Origin of the sequence: Algoriphagus winogradskyi (genome assembly GCF_900182815.1) — a bacterium.
GTDB lineage: Bacteria > Bacteroidota > Bacteroidia > Cytophagales > Cyclobacteriaceae > Algoriphagus > Algoriphagus winogradskyi.
On record NZ_FXUA01000010.1, the window covers coordinates 1 to 18,998 of the forward strand.

Annotated in this window: 19 protein-coding genes; 9 read left to right on the forward strand and 10 right to left on the reverse strand. The window is 40.1% G+C overall.

The genetic code is table 11. The features are described 5' to 3' along the window. Nucleotides 1-209: hypothetical protein (locus QOL76_RS19415; protein WP_283414623.1), on the forward strand; the 209-nt coding region annotated here is incomplete at its 5' end. A gap of 83 nt (nt 210-292) precedes the next feature. On the opposite strand, the gene QOL76_RS19420 is transcribed toward QOL76_RS19415, so the two are convergent. From QOL76_RS19420 to QOL76_RS19440, 5 genes are all read right to left on the reverse strand, one after another. After that, nucleotides 293-889 (reverse strand): 3-keto-disaccharide hydrolase, encoded by a 597-nt coding sequence (locus tag QOL76_RS19420; RefSeq protein ID WP_283414624.1) that lies wholly within the window; start codon nt 887-889, stop codon nt 293-295. Between the two features lie 112 nt (nt 890-1,001). Further along, a complete protein-coding gene (locus tag QOL76_RS19425; RefSeq protein ID WP_283414625.1) occupies nt 1,002-1,766 on the reverse strand; it encodes a 3-keto-disaccharide hydrolase in 765 nt (254 codons plus the stop codon). Nucleotides 1,767-1,889: 123 nt separating this feature from the next. Continuing rightward, a complete protein-coding gene (locus tag QOL76_RS19430) occupies nt 1,890-2,648 on the reverse strand; it encodes a helical backbone metal receptor (protein WP_283414626.1) in 759 nt (252 codons plus the stop codon). Between the two features lie 45 nt (nt 2,649-2,693). After that, the gene (locus QOL76_RS19435) at nt 2,694-3,758 is read right to left on the reverse strand and encodes a M42 family metallopeptidase (protein WP_283414627.1); all 1,065 of its coding nucleotides are present in this window, start codon (nt 3,756-3,758) and stop codon (nt 2,694-2,696) included. A 35-nt stretch (nt 3,759-3,793) separates the two neighbouring features. After that, complete coding sequence (locus tag QOL76_RS19440) at nt 3,794-5,377, reverse strand: acyl-CoA carboxylase subunit beta (RefSeq protein ID WP_283414767.1); 1,584 nt, start codon at nt 5,375-5,377, stop codon at nt 3,794-3,796. A 301-nt stretch (nt 5,378-5,678) separates the two neighbouring features. Here QOL76_RS19440 and QOL76_RS19445 point away from each other — a divergent pair, with 301 nt between their 5' ends. The 4 genes from QOL76_RS19445 to QOL76_RS19460 all read left to right on the forward strand — a co-directional run bounded on the left by QOL76_RS19445 (nt 5,679) and on the right by QOL76_RS19460 (nt 9,488). Further along, complete coding sequence (locus QOL76_RS19445; protein ID WP_283414628.1) at nt 5,679-6,623, forward strand: Ppx/GppA phosphatase family protein; 945 nt, start codon at nt 5,679-5,681, stop codon at nt 6,621-6,623. Nucleotides 6,624-6,691: 68 nt separating this feature from the next. Continuing rightward, nucleotides 6,692-7,762, forward strand: a complete 1,071-nt coding sequence (locus QOL76_RS19450) for an Ldh family oxidoreductase (RefSeq protein WP_283414629.1) — start codon at nt 6,692-6,694, stop codon at nt 7,760-7,762. Nucleotides 7,763-7,851: 89 nt separating this feature from the next. Next, on the forward strand, nt 7,852-8,400 hold the full coding sequence (locus QOL76_RS19455) for a hypothetical protein (RefSeq protein ID WP_283414630.1): 549 nt from the start codon (nt 7,852-7,854) through the stop codon (nt 8,398-8,400). Nucleotides 8,401-9,026: 626 nt separating this feature from the next. Beyond that, nucleotides 9,027-9,488, forward strand: coding sequence for a hypothetical protein (locus QOL76_RS19460; protein WP_283414631.1), 462 nt, complete (start codon nt 9,027-9,029; stop codon nt 9,486-9,488). A 576-nt stretch (nt 9,489-10,064) separates the two neighbouring features. On the opposite strand, the gene QOL76_RS19465 is transcribed toward QOL76_RS19460, so the two are convergent. Beyond that, on the reverse strand, nt 10,065-10,547 hold the full coding sequence (locus tag QOL76_RS19465) for a hypothetical protein (RefSeq protein ID WP_283414632.1): 483 nt from the start codon (nt 10,545-10,547) through the stop codon (nt 10,065-10,067). Nucleotides 10,548-10,724: 177 nt separating this feature from the next. Between QOL76_RS19465 and QOL76_RS19470 the strand changes: the two genes are divergently transcribed. Both QOL76_RS19470 and QOL76_RS19475 read left to right on the forward strand, forming a co-directional pair. Further along, nucleotides 10,725-12,092, forward strand: coding sequence for a Gfo/Idh/MocA family protein (locus QOL76_RS19470; protein ID WP_283414633.1), 1,368 nt, complete (start codon nt 10,725-10,727; stop codon nt 12,090-12,092). 100 nt (nt 12,093-12,192) lie between these two features. Next, nucleotides 12,193-12,687, forward strand: coding sequence for a GNAT family N-acetyltransferase (locus tag QOL76_RS19475; protein ID WP_283414634.1), 495 nt, complete (start codon nt 12,193-12,195; stop codon nt 12,685-12,687). Between the two features lie 100 nt (nt 12,688-12,787). Here QOL76_RS19475 and truA read toward each other — a convergent pair whose 3' ends face one another. Then, nucleotides 12,788-13,573 carry a tRNA pseudouridine(38-40) synthase TruA gene (gene truA, locus QOL76_RS19480; protein WP_283414635.1) on the reverse strand — a complete coding sequence of 262 codons (786 nt, stop codon included), beginning with the start codon at nt 13,571-13,573 and terminating at the stop codon, nt 12,788-12,790. Nucleotides 13,574-14,029: 456 nt separating this feature from the next. Next, nucleotides 14,030-15,232, reverse strand: a complete 1,203-nt coding sequence (locus QOL76_RS19485) for a CehA/McbA family metallohydrolase domain-containing protein (protein WP_283414636.1) — start codon at nt 15,230-15,232, stop codon at nt 14,030-14,032. Between the two features lie 159 nt (nt 15,233-15,391). On the opposite strand from QOL76_RS19485, the gene QOL76_RS19490 reads away from it, so the two are divergent. Then, the gene (locus tag QOL76_RS19490; protein WP_283414637.1) at nt 15,392-15,640 is read left to right on the forward strand and encodes a DUF4160 domain-containing protein; all 249 of its coding nucleotides are present in this window, start codon (nt 15,392-15,394) and stop codon (nt 15,638-15,640) included. 6 nt (nt 15,641-15,646) lie between these two features. Next, on the forward strand, nt 15,647-15,961 hold the full coding sequence (locus tag QOL76_RS19495) for a DUF2442 domain-containing protein (protein ID WP_283414638.1): 315 nt from the start codon (nt 15,647-15,649) through the stop codon (nt 15,959-15,961). Nucleotides 15,962-16,373: 412 nt separating this feature from the next. On the opposite strand, the gene leuB is transcribed toward QOL76_RS19495, so the two are convergent. Both leuB and QOL76_RS19505 read right to left on the reverse strand, forming a co-directional pair. Then, nucleotides 16,374-17,441, reverse strand: a complete 1,068-nt coding sequence (gene leuB / locus QOL76_RS19500; protein ID WP_283414639.1) for a 3-isopropylmalate dehydrogenase — start codon at nt 17,439-17,441, stop codon at nt 16,374-16,376. Further along, nucleotides 17,410-18,996, reverse strand: coding sequence for an alpha-isopropylmalate synthase regulatory domain-containing protein (locus tag QOL76_RS19505; RefSeq protein WP_283414640.1), 1,587 nt, complete (start codon nt 18,994-18,996; stop codon nt 17,410-17,412). The genes leuB and QOL76_RS19505 overlap by 32 nt, the downstream gene beginning before the upstream one ends. Nucleotides 18,997-18,998: the final 2 nt, after the last annotated feature.

The following is an 18,998-nucleotide window of genomic DNA, read 5'->3' on the forward strand; positions in this document are numbered from 1 at the left end:
CTGAAGGGAGCGCAAAGGTAAGAGATCATTTCCGACTTCCAAACCCCGCAGCAAAATTAATTTTTTCCGTTTTTCAAACTCTTCCAGAGCAGCTCGCCGCTCTCCCCCGTAACACCGTCTGCGTCGTTTGGGAGTGCAAATATCTACCTTTTTTATTTATCGGCAAGAGAATATCTGAGATTAAAGCCTCTTTTCTGGTAAGCTCCTGATAGAGACGGGGAAAAGTTTCCACAAAATAAAAATGCCCTGATGACATAATCATCAAGGCATTTTCTACATAACTTTTGGTATATTAAAGCTTTTTCAAAACAATATTTCGCCAATAAACTTTTATCCCACCACCATCGTGGATTTGAAGGTTAACGCCACCTTTTCCTGCTCCTATTTTAGCATCAGAGAAGTTGACCATTTCTACTCCATTAAGATAAGAAGTAACATTATCTCCTTTTACTACAATCTTCATTTTGTTCCATTCTCCAAACTTCAAGTTCTTGTCTTTTTCAGGATCAGGCTTTACCAACCAGCCTCTACCGTAAGATTCGTAGATCCCGCCAGTATCATGACCTGGAGGCGCAACTTCTACTTGCCACCCAGAAACTTTTGTGCCTTCTACTGTAGATCTGATAAAAACGCCTGAATTTCCATTGGCCTCTTGCTTGAATTCTAAGGTAATTTCAAAATCATCGTACTCTTCATCTGTACCTAAATAACCATATCCTTTATCAGGTCCACTTTCTGAAATCAACAAGCCATCCTCCACGTACCATTTCTCTGTACCATAAATGGTCCAACCGGAAAGGTCCTTGCCGTTAAAGAGTTTAATTTTCTTCTGCGCGTAAGCAAAATTTACAAATGCTAACAAGAGCATCACCACTATTACCTTTTTCATATGTTTATAATTTATCATTCTTATGTCATCTATCCTATCCTTGCTCCATTCTGTAAAGGCAAGCATTAATTGAAATACTAGCCACGAATTATACTTGAGTATATGCTCGGAATTACAATTTTCTAATCTTAATATTTTTAAACCAGGTCTCAGCTCCATGATCCTGAAGTGAGATTAACCCTGTTTTTGAAATTGCATAATCAGGAAAATCATTCCACTTACCCGAATTACGTGCCGTTGTCCATGCTTCAGAGTAAGGAACGAACTCAACGGTCTTTTTCCCATTCAAATAATAACTTGATCCCTCTTCTGAGAAAATGATTTTGGAAGTATTCCATTCTCCTGCGGGTTTAACTGCTCCTTCGTAATCCGGCTCTGTCATTGCATAATCCGCGCCAATTGACTGCCATTTTTCCAGAGGTTCGGCAAAACCCAACTGATCTATCATCTGATATTCTGGCCCAGTCTCGTATGGAGCATCGTATTTTGGATCCTCTACCACATGATAAAGTACTCCACTATTTCCTCCCGGCGCTATTTTCCAAGTCCATTCCATTTCAAATTGCTCAAATTCCACAGGACCAAATACGATATCGCCTCCTATATCACCACCTTTTCCTAATGCTTTCAAAGCTCCATCTTCTACTGTCCAGCCATCTGAAGGAAAGCTATCTCCGTTGAAAGCTCGCCAACCATCGGTATTAGTACCGTCAAAAAGTAACATCCAGCCATCAGCTTTCTCTTCCTCTGTAAGTGAGTTCTCTGGCACCAAAACCTCTTCAACAACTGTTTCAGTAACAGAATCTTCTGCTGGCTTAGGCCCACATGACCAAGCTAAGGCTAATAATGCCACCCAAGCGTATTTTGTGTTTTTCATAGTACGATTAATTACAAACTAATTAAAGTCAAAAGTTAATTGATTTTTTTAATAAAGTCCTTCGGGTAAATGAATTTTTTCATGAGCGGTATAGGGAAGAACCTCCTATTCCTTTTACTAATTTCAAATATTCTCGAAATAGGATTTAGCTTTCAAAAGCCTACTACCATACCATGAAAACATCTCCCCGTCTACTATTCTAATTTTAGCTTTCGGCAACAAGGATTGGTAGAACTCAATATGACTATCTTTAAATGGAAAAGGCTCCGAACTAAGCAATAGGTTTTCAGGATTCAATTCAACCAGTTCCTTCTCAGATAGCTCTGGATATCGCGCAGTCTGAATTAAATTCTCATACCCAGCAAAATCCAACATCTCATTTATAAAGGTATTAGTTCCTACTACCATAATTGGATTCTTCCAAATCAAATAAATGGCAGAGCCTTTCTTTTGAAATGGTATTTCAAAGTCCGAGTTCAATTGCTTAATGATTGCTTCAGCTTTCTCTTCCGCATCTAGCATTTCTCCCAAACCCTCGATCATCTCCAAACTATCAGCCAGCGTATAGATATCACTCATCCAAACAGGGTACTTCCCCATTAGCTCTTCTATTCCTACCTGCTCATTCTCCTCCTTATTACCAATAATTAAATCCGGGTATAAAGAATCAATGACATCCATTCGATAGTCCTTTGTTCCACCGATAATTGTTTTTCGATTTTTGAGTTCAAGCGGATGAATACAAAACTTGGTCACACCTACAATTCTCTCCTCCAAACCCAAATCAACCAACAGTTCAGTCTGAGATGGAACGAGTGAGATGATCCGTTTAGGAGTTGAAGGAAGTGCTATTCTTCGCTTAAGTTGATCTAGGTATTCCATGTAAAAGCAAAAAAGTCCACAGGTTTTTAGCTGTGGACTCCGTACTTATTTTATATATCTAAAATCAAATGTAGGATCAAAATCCACTAAGAACTCATACATCAAGTTGATCACCTGCTCGATGTCATCTTTACTGGCAGTTTCTACGGTGGTATGCATGTATTTCAAAGGAAGTGAAATCAATGCCGATGGCACTCCTTCATTTGAATAAGCAAAAGCATCGGTATCTGTGCCAGTACCTCGTGAGGCTGCAGCTCTTTGAAATGGAATATCATTCTTTTTCGCTGTCGCAATAATCAGATCCAATAACTTCTTGTGCACCGAAGCGCCCACTGGCAAAACTGGCCCTTTGCCTGCAGTGAAATCTCCACTAGTCACCTTATTATATAGAGGAGCTGTCGTATCATGGCAAACGTCCGTAATAATTGCAGCATTAGGCTTGATTTTGGCAGCGATCATTTGAGCGCCACGAAGACCAATTTCCTCTTGTACGGCATTTACTATATAGAGCCCAAAAGGTAATTCTATGTTATTCTCTTTGATTCTCTTGGCAACTTGGGCGATCATGTATCCGCCGATTCTGTTATCCAAAGCTCGGCCAGAGTAGTATTTGCCATTCAATTCAGTCAACTCATCTTTAAATGTGATCACACATCCTACGTGAATACCCATTTCCTCCACCTCATCTTTGGATCTTGCTCCTACATCGATGAAGATATTGTCTAAAGTCGGCGCATCTTCTTTTCCTTCTTTTCTCACATGGATCGCCGGCCAGCCAAATACTCCAGGAAGCACACCTTTATCTGTATGAATATTTACCCGCATGGATGGAGCGATCATATGATCGGAGCCTCCATTGCGACGGACATAGATATAGCCGTCATCTTTAATGTAGTTAACGAACCAGCTAATCTCATCCGCATGCGCTTCAATCACGACCTTATATTCTGCCTCTGGGTTGATCACCGCAACAGCAGTTCCATAATTATCTGTGAAATAATCATCCGCAAAAGGCTTGACGTAATCCAGCCAAATCTGTTGACCTGAAGCTTCAAAGCCTGTTGGGGAAGCGTTGTTGAGATACTTATATAAAAAGGTATTCGAATCCATTGAAAATTGTATTTGATAATTGATAATTGAATTTATTAAAGCGGAATATTCCCGTGCTTCTTCCTCGGAATTTTATCGACTTTGTTTTCAAGCATTTTGAAGGCTTTGATTAGTTTGACCCTAGTTTCCGAAGGCATGATCACTTCATCAATAAATCCTCGATGTGCAGCCCGATATGGGTTGGCAAACTTATCCGTGTACTCATCTACTTTTTCCTGCAGCTTAGCTTCGGGATCTTCGGCTTCTGCGATCTCTTTCTTGAAAATAATCTCCGAAGCTCCCTTTGCTCCCATTACAGCGATCTCTGCAGTAGGCCAAGCAAAGTTCAAATCTGCACCAATGTGTTTAGAATTCATTACATCATATGCACCCCCATATGCTTTTCTGGTAATGACCGTAATTCTAGGAACAGTTGCTTCTGAGAAAGCATACAGCAATTTAGCTCCATTGACGATTATCCCATTCCATTCTTGATCTGTGCCAGGCAAAAATCCAGGCACATCTACCAAGACCAAAAGTGGGACATTGAAACTGTCGCAAGTTCTTACGAAGCGAGCAGCTTTTACAGAAGCATCATTATCCAAAACTCCAGCCATAGACTGAGGTTGATTTCCGACAATACCAATACTTCTACCCGCAATTCTGGCGTAACCAACAACAATATTGTCGGCAAAGTTTTCATGAATCTCTAAAAAGGAATCCTCATCTACGATTCCTTTCACAGCATCACGAATATCATATGGCTGGTTTGGGTTATCCGGAATCAAACTATCGAGCTCCTTTCGGCTTTCATCCTCCAAAAGTTCATAAGGATAAACTGGAGCGATTTCCTCACAGTTCTGAGGCATATAGCTCAATATCTTTTTGATATGCTGGATACATTCCAACTCATTTGCACAAGCAAAATGCGTCACACCGCTTTTAGTGCTGTGAGCTGAAGCCCCGCCAAGTTCCTCAGCAGTTACATTTTCTTGAGTGACGGTTTTAACCACATTTGGCCCAGTCACAAACATATAGGAGGTGTTTTCCACCATTAATATAAAGTCGGTAATCGCAGGGGAATAAACTGCTCCACCAGCACATGGCCCCATGATCGCAGAGATCTGAGGTACAACTCCAGAAGCAAGTGTATTTCTATAAAATATATCGGCATATCCCCCAAGTGAATTCACCCCCTCTTGGATCCGAGCTCCCCCAGAATCATTCAATCCAATCACAGGAGCACCATTTTTCATAGCCATATCCATGATTTTGCAGATTTTCTCTGCATGTGTTTCGGAAAGAGAACCTCCAAAAACGGTAAAATCCTGGGAAAATACATAGACTAACCGCCCATTGACTTCTCCGTACCCGGTAATCACACCATCACCCAGGTAATGTTCTTTGTCCAGGCCAAAATCCTTTGCTCGATGCATGACGAATTTATCAATCTCCTGAAAAGTACCTTCATCCAACAATAACTCCACACGCTCACGAGCAGTGAGTTTTCCTTTTTTGTGTTGAGAAGCTATTCTTTTTTCTCCTCCACCAAGGAGTGCCTCCGCATTTTTCTGCTTTAGCAGCTCTATCTTTCCTTCCTTTCCGGGCAAATTATAATTGGGTTTATCCTGATTGCTCATAGTATAGTTTTTAGACTTGCTCAAATATAACAGGCTTTGTTAGCTATGGAAAGGATTGTTTCCAGATGTAAATATTGTAAAAAGAAAGTAGTAAAAGCTGTTAGGAAAAATCCATAGCCAAGGAAGCTTTCGCCAGCACAGCTTCAGTAGGCTACTAGTTGTCGCTGTTCATCTCCGTGAAACCTCAGCGCGTGCTGTGATGAACTAGTTTTCAGAAAAAAATCAGGCAATTAAATTTATATGGAAAGACCTCATTTCAAATAACTTTCTATATTCGCCCATCTTTAAAAATTGGCAGCGTATGAGTACCCGAAAGGCGGCGGTAATTGACATGGGCACCAATACATTTCATTTGTTATTGGTAGAATTGGATGATGTAACTTTTAAAACAATTTACAAGGAGAAAATCCCTGTCAAATTGGGAAAAGGCGGAATCAATCAAAATAATCTTGCTGAAGATGCAGTAAAAAGAGCGTATCATACGCTTAAACATTTTAAAAACCTGATCGATGGTGAAAACATAGATCAGGTTTTTGCTTTTGCTACCTCTGCTGTACGTAATGCTAAAAATGGCCCTGAATTCGTCCAAACGGTCAAAGAAACCATTGGTATTAACATTCAAGTACTATCCGGCGAAGAAGAAGCCCAAATGATTTATCAGGGTATTCGTTTATCTGGATCTCTTAATGGGCAAACCGAACTAATGATGGATATTGGTGGTGGTTCGGTCGAATTCATCATAGGCAACAGTCAGGAATCACTTTGGAAACAAAGTTTCGAAATCGGTGGACAGCGCCTGTTGGAGCTTTTTCATTACCACGACCCAATTTTACCTGAAGAAATCGATAAGCTGGAAAGTTATTTGGAAGAAAAGCTTCAGCCACTAATCCAAGCGATTCAAAAATACAAACCTTCAGGTCTAGTAGGAGCTTCAGGCACTTTTGACACCCTCACAGACATTTACTTTGAATCCATGCTCCAGTGCAAACTCACTGGACGGCATGTATTTGAGCTTCCCGTAGAAGAATACGAGGCGATTCATCGTATGATTTTGAGTAAAAACAAGGAAGAACGCCTCCTGATTCCTGGTATGATTCCCATGAGAGTAGATATGATTGTAGTCGCATCAAGTTTAATCGAGTTTATTTTGCGTTATATTGAAGTGGATTTCATCACCTGCTCCCATTATGCATTGAAAGAAGGAGCAATCGCTTCCTTGCTTATTCCGGAGCAGACAGCTCTTTAAGCCTTTCTAAAAAATTTCATTTCTTATATTTGGCTGGTAGTTTTTCACCAGATTAATCCACTATTCCTATGACCTATTCCTTCGAACAACTTCACGCTTTTACGCTAGGCATGCTTACTAAAATCGGCTGTCCGGAAGACCAAGCTAAAACTGCAGCGAATGTATTACTGTCTGCAGATCTGCGTGGTGTAGATAGTCATGGGGTAGCTAGACTTTCCGGATATGTGCGTTTGTGGGAGAAAGGAAGGATAAATGCTATGCCAAATGTGCGTGTCGTTCACGAAACACCTTCCACTGCTGTCGTTGATGGAGACGGTGGATTGGGCTTGGTTGTAGCTCCATTTGCAATGAAAGTTGCTATTGAAAAAGCTAAGATTGCCGGCACAGGTTGGGTCTCTGTGAAGAATTCAAATCATTACGGCATCGCAGGTTACCATGCTATGCAGGCTTTGGATCATGACATGATTGGGATTTCCCTGACGAATGCCAGTCCACTGGTCGCTCCGACTTTTTCACAGGAGAGACTTCTAGGCACAAATCCAATCGCTGTTGCAATCCCTGCAAAAGACCAACCTCCTTTTGTGGCAGATTTGGCTACGACAACTGCTGCGAACGGTAAATTAGAAATCCTTCAAAGAAAAGGAATGGATACACCAACTGGCTGGGTTCAAGACAAAGAAGGAAATCCAACTACTTCCGCCAATGGTGTAAAAGACGGTGGAGCATTACTACCTCTTGGTGGCGATAGAGAACATGGCTCTCATAAAGGCTATGCGTTGGGTTCTGTTGTAGACATTTTTTCTGCAGTGCTTTCGGGCGCCAATTATGGCCCTTGGGTTCCTCCTTTCGTTGCTTTTTTGGAACCGGACCCGAATCCGGTCGGAGAAGGAATCGGCCATTTCTTCGGTGCAATGCGAGTGGATGCTTTCCGCCCTGCAGACGAATTCAAAGCACATATGGATAATTGGATCACTAGATTCAGAGCGGCTAAACCTACACCTGGCAATGAGAAGGTATTGATCCCAGGTGATCCTGAGCGGGAATTAGAAGCTATTCGCATGAAAGATGGAATTCCTTTGCTAGATCCAGTGGTAAAGGATTTGACTGAATTGGGAGAGCGATTTGGGGTGAAGTTTTGAGGATGTGGGGTGTTGGATGTCGGGTGACCGATGTTAGCGGAACGTACTACCTTACATAGCGTTGATCGTTTAAAAGAATATCGTTTGAAATGAAAAACTGGTTTATAATTCTTCTCCTTATATTTTTTTCATCCTGCAGGAGCAAAAATTCTAGTTCCTTAAAAAAAACCAGTGATACTCTTTCGGTTGAGTTTTCAGAATACATGTTTAAGAATGGACCTTTCAGATTGCATAAGCAAATCCTGATTAAACAGTTTACAAAGGATTCAACGAGCTATTCTTATTATGATTCTTTAGGGACAACCCTCTTAAGGTCATATTCTCTTATCACTGACAATGATCAAATTGAAATTAACACAAACTACCCTACTAGCGATTATGGAAATAGGTTGGGTTTAGTCTATGAGGAGAATACTATTGATACGTTACAATTATTAAAGTATCAAATTCTTAATCCTCCTCTTGATGGAGATGGAGCAATCGTAATTTGTCCAGAGTATGGTATAGTTGGACAATATTCATATACCTGGGGTATAAGTAATATCCTTACCAAATGGGGAGAGCAAGAGGTCCCCTCTCAACTTGTAGGTATTTTAAATAGTGACAAATTTATAAGCACTACTAAATTACCTAAATAAGGTGTTGTTAATTAGCTTTTATTAATGATTCAAAAGTTCCGAACTTTTTTAACTTTAAAGAATCCTATCCAAATCAAACAGATCCGACATCCCTAAAAAATTCAAGCTCGACCGATCTGCTTTTCATGAAAAAAATGCCTCTGAACAGGTTAAATACGCTAAAGAGTATAAAGATTCAACGTGGCAGGAAAGACTTCGAATCCATCGTTATCTGAATAGCATTGATTACGGTTATGACAGTAATAATCCTCCCAGGATAGATAAAACAGCTTCTAGCGTTCGCTCCTAAGTAAAATGATAATCAACAACATTCAGCGGTTTAATCTAATCATGTCTTTGATAATTTTTATCTTAAATTTTACCCTATTTTTACCTCTAACAATAGAGATTTTGCTGACAGGCGGGGCCCTTTCGCCTTCGGGTTGCTACTTCTTCCTTTTCAAGGAATTGTCCATCTATTTTTAATTCCTGCATTTTTCGATTTCATTAATAATCGAAATTCTCACTCATTTAAATGGACCAATGTACTTGGGGCTTTAATCTCAATACTTTGGTCAATAATCGTCTTGATATCAATTGAATCTTACCCAACACTGTTCTTAGAAATCTTTTTTTAACTTTAAACCATGTCACTAACTCCCCTCACCTCCCGCCCTTCTTTCGAAGAAAACCCTAAGCTTGCCAAAGCAGCCAATAATCTGAGCACGTTACTTTCTGCTATTGAGTTTAAGTCTATTCCTGATGAGCAAGAGCAGAAAATAAACGAGATCATCACTGGAGTAAATAATTTCCCAGGTCCAGATCCAGAATTGCTGAAGCAAATCAAATCTGCGCAAGCGGCAATCCTCAAAATTCTGGAAAATGAACTAGGACTGGTTGCCAAAAACCATTACCAGCTTCAGTGGCTCGTTCTTGGAATGGCTACTTTCGGGATCCCGCTAGGAGTGGTATTTGGCATTTCCCTTGGAAATCTAGCTTTTTTGGGAATCGGACTACCAATAGGAATGGCCATTGGCATAGCTGTAGGTTCATCAAAGGATAAACAAGCCAATGAAGAAGGCCGACAACTGGGCTGGGTAGCCAAATAGCCCGCCCTACACTCCTCGCTCGTAAATCACATCACTTCCAAGTACAGAAATCACAACTTTTTACCATGCCAGCGCTTAGATCGACACAATACGTTGTTCGAGTAATTGCCAATTCCTGCCATTTTGTGAGCCCATTTAGTGTTTTTTCTCAGTTTATTCCTCCCAAAGTATAACCAGTTATATATTTTACCCAGTCTATCAACTTGATAAGTCAGTTATTCAAGTTAATAAGTTGATTATTGAACCTATTAAGTAGCTTATTCTAGTCAATAAGTTAACTCGGTCTCCTCAGAATAGAACTAACTATCAAAAAAGGGTAGTCTTCAGTGCATTTTGGAGATCTATCCTACTTTAGGAGTAGAATAACCAACTTAGAAAGTAGAAAAGTTAACTTCATAAGTTGATTGGGTATATTTCCACTAGAAATGACACAGTTTTTCATTGACTTGTTTGTAGAAAAAACAGTCTGAGCTTAGCTAGGGGTTCCTCCAGGTATGTTTTTCACCTTAAAAATGGAGATGTACTTCGAGTGATTTTTTCCCCACAGAAGGAAACTTCCAATGAAAGCTGCGTTATCTAGTCCTGAGGCTTCGCTTTAGGTCTTTTTCCCATACCAGCAAAGCGAAATTTCAGCTCATTATAGATCGTAATCGCATTGGTGATGCCCATTTTCATGGCCGATTTGACTGTTTTATAATACAGATTTCCCTGACGATTGGCTTCAAAGCCTGCAAGTGCACGGGTAGCAGTCAGCGAATCACGGATTTGCATGACTTTAATGATGAGCGAACGCATTTGCTTGGTCAGATCATAGTCTTTTTCCAATTCTTCCAACTCCATAAAGCCCGGGATAAATTCAGGGTTCGTCTTTGCAAAAGCGATGCATTTGCTCACATATAAAGACGCTTTATCTCCGAATTTGTCCTTGCGCTGCCTGTCTTTGGCAGACATCTCCACGGTGTACTTATGCAAAATCTCGGTGGATTTGCTCAGGTATTCATTCAGAAGAGTCATATCCTCGTCGGATATCCGCACAGAAATCTGATTTTCAAGTCCCATGGTATCAAAAGTTTAAGTAGAGAAAAGTATGAAACTAAGATAGCTTTTTCGCAGTAGAAGCTTATCAATGTCAAATGAAAATCGCCCTTCATGGACAAATACCAGTCAACAGGAAATCACTTGCCAATGTTCTATCTTTTTGTAATTTGAAGCGCTTTTAACTCAAACCCATAACCTATGAATCCCCTTAATCGAAGAGAATTTTTAAAAGGAAGTACCGCCCTGATGTCCTTGGCTAGTTTCGGCTTGCTAGGCATGGACTTTAAAGACCGCGAAGGCCCACTGCAAGTGGCTTTGATCGGTACAGGCTGGTACGGAAAGTCCGATCTTTTTCGATTGATCCAAGTCGCAGACGTGGAAGTAGTAGGCCTATGTGATGTGGATAGCAAGCAACTGGCAGAAGCAGGGAGATTAGTATCCACCCGACAAAAGTCCGGGAAAGTCCCAGCACTTTATGAAGATTATAAAGAACTTTTAGCAAAAGAAAAACCTGAATATGTACTGGTTGGTACTCCTGATCACTGGCATGCGCTGATCGCAATTGATGCATTGAAAAGCGGAGCACATGTTTATTTACAAAAACCGATTTCAGTGGATGTAATTGAAGGAGAAGCTATTTTGGCCGCTGCCAGAAAATACGATCGCAAAGTGCAAATTGGAACTCAACGTAGAAGCACCCCACATTTGGTACAAGCGAAAAAAGAAATTATTGACTCTGGAAAATTAGGAAAAATCTCCCATGCTGAGGTTTGCTGCTATTATCATATGCGAAACAACAGCAATCCTCCCGTGATGCCTGTTCCTGAAAATCTGAATTATGACCTATGGGCCGGACCAGCCCCAATGCTACCTTATCGAGGTATTTTGCATCGTGGCTGGAGGGCATTTATGGAATATGGAAACGGAATAGTGGGCGACATGTGCGTACACATGCTAGATACAGTTCGGTGGATGTTGGATTTGGGGTGGCCTGTACAAGTGACTTCTACGGGCGGGATCTATGTGCAGAAAGATAGCGTGGCTAATATTTCAGATACCCAAACTGCGCTTTTTGAGTTTGATGAATTGAATGTAGTCTGGCAGCACAGAACTTGGGGCAATCCAGTGGATAAGGATTATCCTTGGGCTTTTAAAATATACGGGGAAAATGGAATGCTCGCTGGCAGTCCTATGCGCGCGGATTTTTATCCGGAAGGGCGAAATAATGGTGAGCAAATCCATTACCCGGTGGTATTGGAAAAGGAGCAATATCCAGAAGATGTCACCGAAAAAGACAATGAAGTTCACGCTGCACCTGCTACGCGTGAGCAAATGAGAGACTGGCTAAAGGCCATAGAAAATGACACTTTGCCTGTTGCAGACGTTTTGGAAGGTCATATTTCTACAGCTTCCTGCATTTTGGCAAATATGTCTATGGAACTAGACGGAAGACCGCTTCGCTACAATCCTAAAACGATGAAGGTTGAAGGAGATGAAGAAGCCACGGCACTTTTGAGAAGACCTTATAGAGATGGGTACATTCACCCGGAACCAAATAAAATCTAATACTTATAACTAATAAATGGAAACCGAGTCTCACAAAAAGGGGCTCGGTTTCTATTTTTTAATACAATCGGGATAAATTGAATTTTCATTGTCAAGATCTATGATTCAAATAAGACCCGCATCCAAAGAAGATTTAAAACTAGTTCAATCTATTGCCTACAGGACTTGGCCAGACACTTTTGGAGAAATTCTTAGCCCATCCCAAATCGATTACATGCTAAATTGGTTTTATGATATACCCCATCTCGAAGAGCAATTTGAGAACGGTCATATTTTTTTGCTTGCCTATGAAGATGGAGTAGAATTAGGGTTTACGGGAATTCAACCCAATCTAAAGCCAGGTCAAACCAAAATCCACAAGATATATATTCTTCCCACAGCTCAAGGAAAAGGTATTGGGAAGAAATTAATTCAGGCTATTAAAAAGATTGCCTTAGAAAATGAGCAAAGCAGTCTACTGTTAAATGTGAATAAGTATAATACGGGAGCCATTGAATTTTACGAATACTTGGGTTTTGTAAACATCAAAGAGGAAGTGATAGACATTGGAAATGGCTATGTAATGGATGATTATGTGTTTGAATTGAAACTTTGAGGATCTAACCTTTGAGGTCTTTTTTGACCTCGAAGGTTTAAAGTAAAAATTTAAAGTTTTAGAGGAGATTTCTCAGTCGTTCCTCCTTCGAAATGACACCTCAAAGGTTATTCAAAATAGTCTCCCAAAGAACCAATCCATTTGCCGGTGCTGGTGGTAATTTTTCAAACCTATCAGGAGACTCAAACCGAGCAGAGATTTCTGATAAATCCATTTCCCCTTTCCCTATCTGCCAAACAGCAGACATCATCATACGCACTTGATGATGAAGAAAACCAGAACCAGTGATCTCGAAGTAATAAATATCCTGCGGAAAAAACTGTCCTAGAAATTCATTGGAAGTGTAAATCCCAGAAGAAAGAACTTCTCGGACATAGTCAGTTTTGTTTTCTGAAGGTTTGCATAAGCCTTTAAAATCATGCTTCCCTTTAAATAATTGACAAGCTTCTTTCATCGCTTCCCAATTCAAATTCTCCTTTATATTGACTAGAAAAGCCGAAGCGAAAGGATGGAAATCTATTGAGTTAGAAAAATAATAGCGGTAAGTTTTCTGCTTTACGGATTGGATCAAATTAAAATTGGTGGTAACCTCCTGTACGGAATTCAGCTGAATATCCTGAGGCAAGTGTTCATTTAAATCGGGCAAGAGTGAACTCATTTCAACTTTTTCCCGAAGGAAAATCTGCACATACCCTCCAACACAGGAAACTCCAGAGTCTGTTCTGCTTGATCCAATCAGAGAAAAATCTTCATGACCCAACACATGCCTAATCACACGTTCTAGTCTTCGTTGAACTGTTGGCTGATTGGGCTGAGGAGCCCAACCTTTGTATCGAGCACCGAAATAGGAAATGGAAAAAAGATAGGAATGTGGTCGGGATTGCAATGAAATAACGATTTGTGTTTTGAAGTTTGAAATTAAGGGAATTTAGATCAAACCATCAATTCATTATATTTTTAGTTCAAAGTGTCCTCTTTAGTGAAAATGGAATTTTTGGGAATGCCAAAATGAATGAGGTATTCCATAAAAATCACATTTATACATAGGTATCTCAAGAAGGAACCAAAAGCCTATCACAAATATAATTACTAGATTAAGCGTCCTTACTTTACCCTCTTTGATTTTTATAATTCCAAAAATAATTATTAGGGTTGATAAACTTGTGTAGAAAAATAATTGACCGAAAAAGATGTTTGAGGAAAATATATTACTGGATAAATCTGCTGACTTATCAAAGAAGTAAGATAACCCTACCCACATATTCCTGTATAACCAAAAGGAAAATATTCCAATTGTCACGTAAAACCAACCAATTATTTTAGTATTCATTAATTCATAACTTCATCTTGTCTTAACTGGCTGTGTCCAGGCCGTTTCTGTATCACCAATCTGATAAGGATTTTCTTTGGGTTTGGAGGAAATGATTTTAGCTCGAACATACATATCATCTGATTCCAAAGTATACGATCCTGAAGTTCCGCTTATTTCGCTCAATAATATTCCGCTTTCTTCTGGTGAAGATTTTTTGGTGCCAAAGAATTGGATTTCATAGGATACACCTTCCTCCGCCTTCACTTCGACATTTAGCCTTTTTCCACTGAAGTCTATTGATTCCAAGGTTACACCCGTACTTGAATAGAAATCCCCACGCTCCATAGCTTCAACCAAAGATGCCGGGTCTAAGCTTTCAGACAAAACCATTACCCATCCTCTACCTGGATTGCTACTATTTTGATCAAAAACATGATAATTATGCGCATCATCTACAGCCAAACCATAAAGCAATGGCTTCCCCGCTTCCAGATAGGCTGCTTGAACTTTGTCCCAAAGCACTTCCATACTTGGCCTCAAGGAATCACCGTAATTATTGACCTGCGGATGACCATTATATACTTCAAAAAAACGCTCACCATTCAATGCTATGATATCTTCTGGGGTAATCGCCCAGATAAAATTCGGATGATTGATATGTAAAAACATTGGCACTCCAGTAGAATCCCGCTGTGCTTTCACGCGATCCAAACCATTTTGCATAATCTCAGGAATAGAATTCCCTCCTTCTGCAGGTATTAATTTCTGAATGTTCGTCACATTCATATGAAGTGGTTTACTCTCAAAACTCTCCGTCAACTCCTGAGATTGAATGATTAGGAATTTTCCTTCTTCCTCAAACATAGGCGCGTATTCTGCTAGGGTTTTTAACTTGACTTCTATCCTACCTGCTGAATCCTCACGATATTGAACTTCATCTCCATACTTATCCAAGTATTTCTGAAAGCCCATTTCATGAGAAGGGGATTTCGGAATTAACTTCCATTTTTCACCTTCCGCCAGCGTGTTATGATCCGATAAAACCACAAAATCATAGTCATGGGATTTGTACCAATCCATGATCATCTCAGGATAATCATCCCCATCGGACCAATACGAATGTGTATGCAGATTGCCCTTGTACCATTGTTTAGTGGATGCAGTTTTTTCTTGAGAAGTGCAGGAAATCAAGAAAAATAAGGAAAGAGTAAAAATGGAATAGCAGCGTTTCATCAGATTGGGGTTTAGAATCTTAAGATAAGCAACCCAAAGTTCTCAAGTGTTAGATTTTGATTAAGGATTTAGCAAGAATTTAGTGTCTGAGTGGCAGTTCCAACTCCATAAAATGCAATCTGGTATATTTAATTACCTCTCTATTTGATAAATTAGGTAATGCCAACCGTACTTTACATTTCAGGATGGAGACTTTTCTTTTATTCAAATGAAGGTTCTGAGCCAATCCACATTCATGCACAGAAAGCTGACATGGAATGTAAATTTTGGATTTTTACCGAGGAAGTAGACATTAAGGAAGCTTTTTCGTATAATTTGAGTACTTCAGGGAGAAAAGAGATTCGTAAGATAATTTTCAAGAACTTTGATTTGATTGTAGACTCTTGGAATTCCTATTTCAATAAATAATATGAAATGCCCCAGAAAAAAGTTCTCACGCAAGGGAATGATTTTATAGGGTATTCCATGTGGCCAATAAAAATCAATTATAATCACATGAAAGTTAGCTACCATATTTCTGACATCAATTTCGTCAATGATAAAATGATCCTCTCAGTAGATGAGCGGGAAATCATCCTTGATATTGCGGATGTATCCAACAAACTTTTAGAGGCCTCGGACATGGAGCGTTCCATGTATAAGATCTCACCTTCCGGATATGGCGTTCACTGGCCTTTGATTGATGAGGATATTTCAGTGAATGAGTTGATTAAAGATAATAAGAAATAACTTGGGCTACGGACGAAGTTGGGCGGGAAGATTACACCGAATAGAGGGTGTACCTAACTGGGTATATTTAGTTTTTATGATATTTCTCCTCACAATTATAGTATTGGTTTGGATGAAATTTCGAAGTGAAAAAAAGTCACAACAAACGTTTAATGAGCAGGCTTTTTTGAAAGAGTTTCTAGGTTTTAAGAAAACCAAAAAATAGATAGCTCACCAAATATTTTTATACTTTTCTGTTTAAGAATTGGAATCGATGTTTTATATCAAATACAAAAGGATTAAAAAAGTCAAATAAATTCTCGGTTGCTCAAAATCGATGAAATGAATAAAAAAACCACCCCATTCCTGAGGTGGTTTTTTGCTAATATTCGAGTTTACAAATATCGAACAGCTCAATTCTATATGGTTTACCTTAAGCCAAAATCTTCGCAGCTAGCCAATCGCCAACTTCAGAAGTTTTGTAGGATGTACCGCCATCAGCAATATCTTCGGTTACATATCCTTCATCAAGTGAAAGATTGACTACATCAGAAATTAGTTGCGCTTCTTCTTTCAAATCAAAAGCATAATCAAACATCATCGCAGCTGATAGAACTGTTGCCAAAGGATTGGCAATATCTTTTCCAGCAGCTTGTGGATAAGAACCATGAATTGGTTCGAACAATTTGATGGAAGTTCCCAAGGATGCAGATGGCATTAAGCCCATAGAACCTGAAATCACTGAAGCCTCATCTGTCAGGATATCTCCGAACAAGTTTTCAGTGATCAAGACATCATAAGCTTTTGGCCACTGAATCAATCGCATCGCTACTGCATCTACGAATTCATATTCTACTTTCACATCTGGATATTCCGGAGCAAGTTCTTGTACGGTTTCTCTCCAAAGTCTAGAAGTAGCCATCACATTAGCTTTATCTACGCAAGTCAGGAGTTTTCTTCTTTTTTGCGCAGCTTCGAAACCCATTCTCGCCAAGCGAACAATCTCATGCTTGCTATACACATTGGTATCAAAAGCCTTGGTGCCTTGCTCATTTCTTCCTCTTGGCTCGCCGAAGTAGATTCCGCCAGTCAATTCTCTGAAGAAAACAAAGTCAACACCATCTACACGATCCAATTTCAAGGGAGATTTGTGCACCAAAGAAGGAAAAGTGAAAGTTGGGCGAACATTTGCGAATAAGCCCAATTTCTGGCGCATCAATAATAACCCTTGCTCAGGACGAACCTTAGCTTTTGGATCGTTATCGTATTTCGGATCTCCGATAGCTCCGAAAAGTACTGCGTCTGAGGCAGCAGCTATTTCGTGGGTTGAATCTGGATAAGGTTCACCAGTCGCATCAATAGCTGCGGCTCCTACTACTGCTTCTGTAAAAGTGATTTTGTGTCCGAATTTCTGGCCAATAGCTTTCACTACTTTCACAGCCTGGTCGATTACTTCAGGTCCGATGCCGTCACCCGGCAACAGCGCGATATTCATTTCCATAAAACTTGGATTCTTCTTTCGTTGGTGTTTGATTGAATGATTCGACGATGTTTAGCATTTTCTCTGTGGCCATCATCGCAGCCACTGTTTGATCGGGATCTAGCCCTTTCGTTTTAAATATTTTTCCATAATCCCAGGTCACAACGGTCTCCACAAAAGCATCTGTTTTGCCTCCTGGAGGAATCGAAACGTGGTAATCGATCAACTTAGGAAGTTGTCTTTTTCGGGATTTGTAAATTTCTTTTACTGCACGCATAAAAGCATCATACTGTCCATCTCCAGATGCATGGGCGTCATAGGATTTGCCGTAAATGTTTAAGCGAAGTTGCACAGAAGGCTTGAGCCCTTGAGAATGGGTCATGTGGTAGCCTTCGATGAAAATATTTTTGGAAATGGAGTTATTCTGCAACACATCGGAAATGATGTAAGGCAGATCTTCCGTAGTCACCCGCTCTTTTTTATCACCAAGTTCGATGATTCGCTGAGTCACTTTCGTCAGCTCGTCCTTTTCCAAAGAAATTCCCAACTCCTCGAGATTCTTAAGGATATTAGCTTTGCCGGAAGTTTTACCTAGGGCATATTTCCGCTGACGGCCAAATCGCTCAGGAAGCAAATCGTTGAAATAGAGATTCTTTTTATTGTCCCCGTCGGCGTGTATTCCTGCAGTTTGAGTAAAGACATTCTCTCCTACAACCGGCTTATTTGCTGGAATATGCTGTCCGGAAAACTGCTCTACCAACTTACTTACACGGTAGATTTTCTGCTCCTGCACATTGATCTGAAGATCGGTAAAATCTTTGATCACTGCAATTACTGACTCCAAAGGAGCATTTCCAGCTCTTTCTCCAAGCCCATTGATTGTGGTATGAATTCCTGAAGCTCCGTACATGATGGCTTCCATGACATTGGCTACAGAAAGATCGTAGTCATTATGCGCATGGAAATCAAAATGAGCGTTCGGGAATTTGGTAGAGATTTGGATGAAAAATGCCTTTGTCTCTTCCGGAGAAAGAAGTCCCAAGGTATCTGGGAGCATAATTCTCTTCACGGGAAGTGTGGTCAGAAATCCAATCAAATCCAGCGTATATTCCTGAGAATTCCGCATACCATTCGACCAATCTTCCAGATACACATTTACATCAATCCCATTTTCCTGAGCGTATACTATGCTCTTTTGAATATCAGCAAAATGCTCCTCCTGAGTTTTTTTCAATTGATGCACAAGGTGATTAAGGGAACCTTTAGTAAGTAGATTCATCACTTTGGCACCAGCCTTTAGTAACCAATCCACCGAAGCAGGTGTATCTACAAAACCTAAAACTTCCACTCGATCCAGATAGCCTTTCTCGGCTGCCCAGTGAGTAATTTTCTGCACCCCTTCCAATTCCCCATCTGAAACTCTAGCTGAAGCAACCTCTATTCGATCTACCTTCAATTCATCCAGCAAAAGCTTAGCGATCTGCAGCTTTTCAGAAGGCAAGAAGGAAACGCTTGAGGTCTGTTCACCATCCCTCAGCGTTGTATCCATTATTTCAATGCGCTTCCCTGCGGTCATTT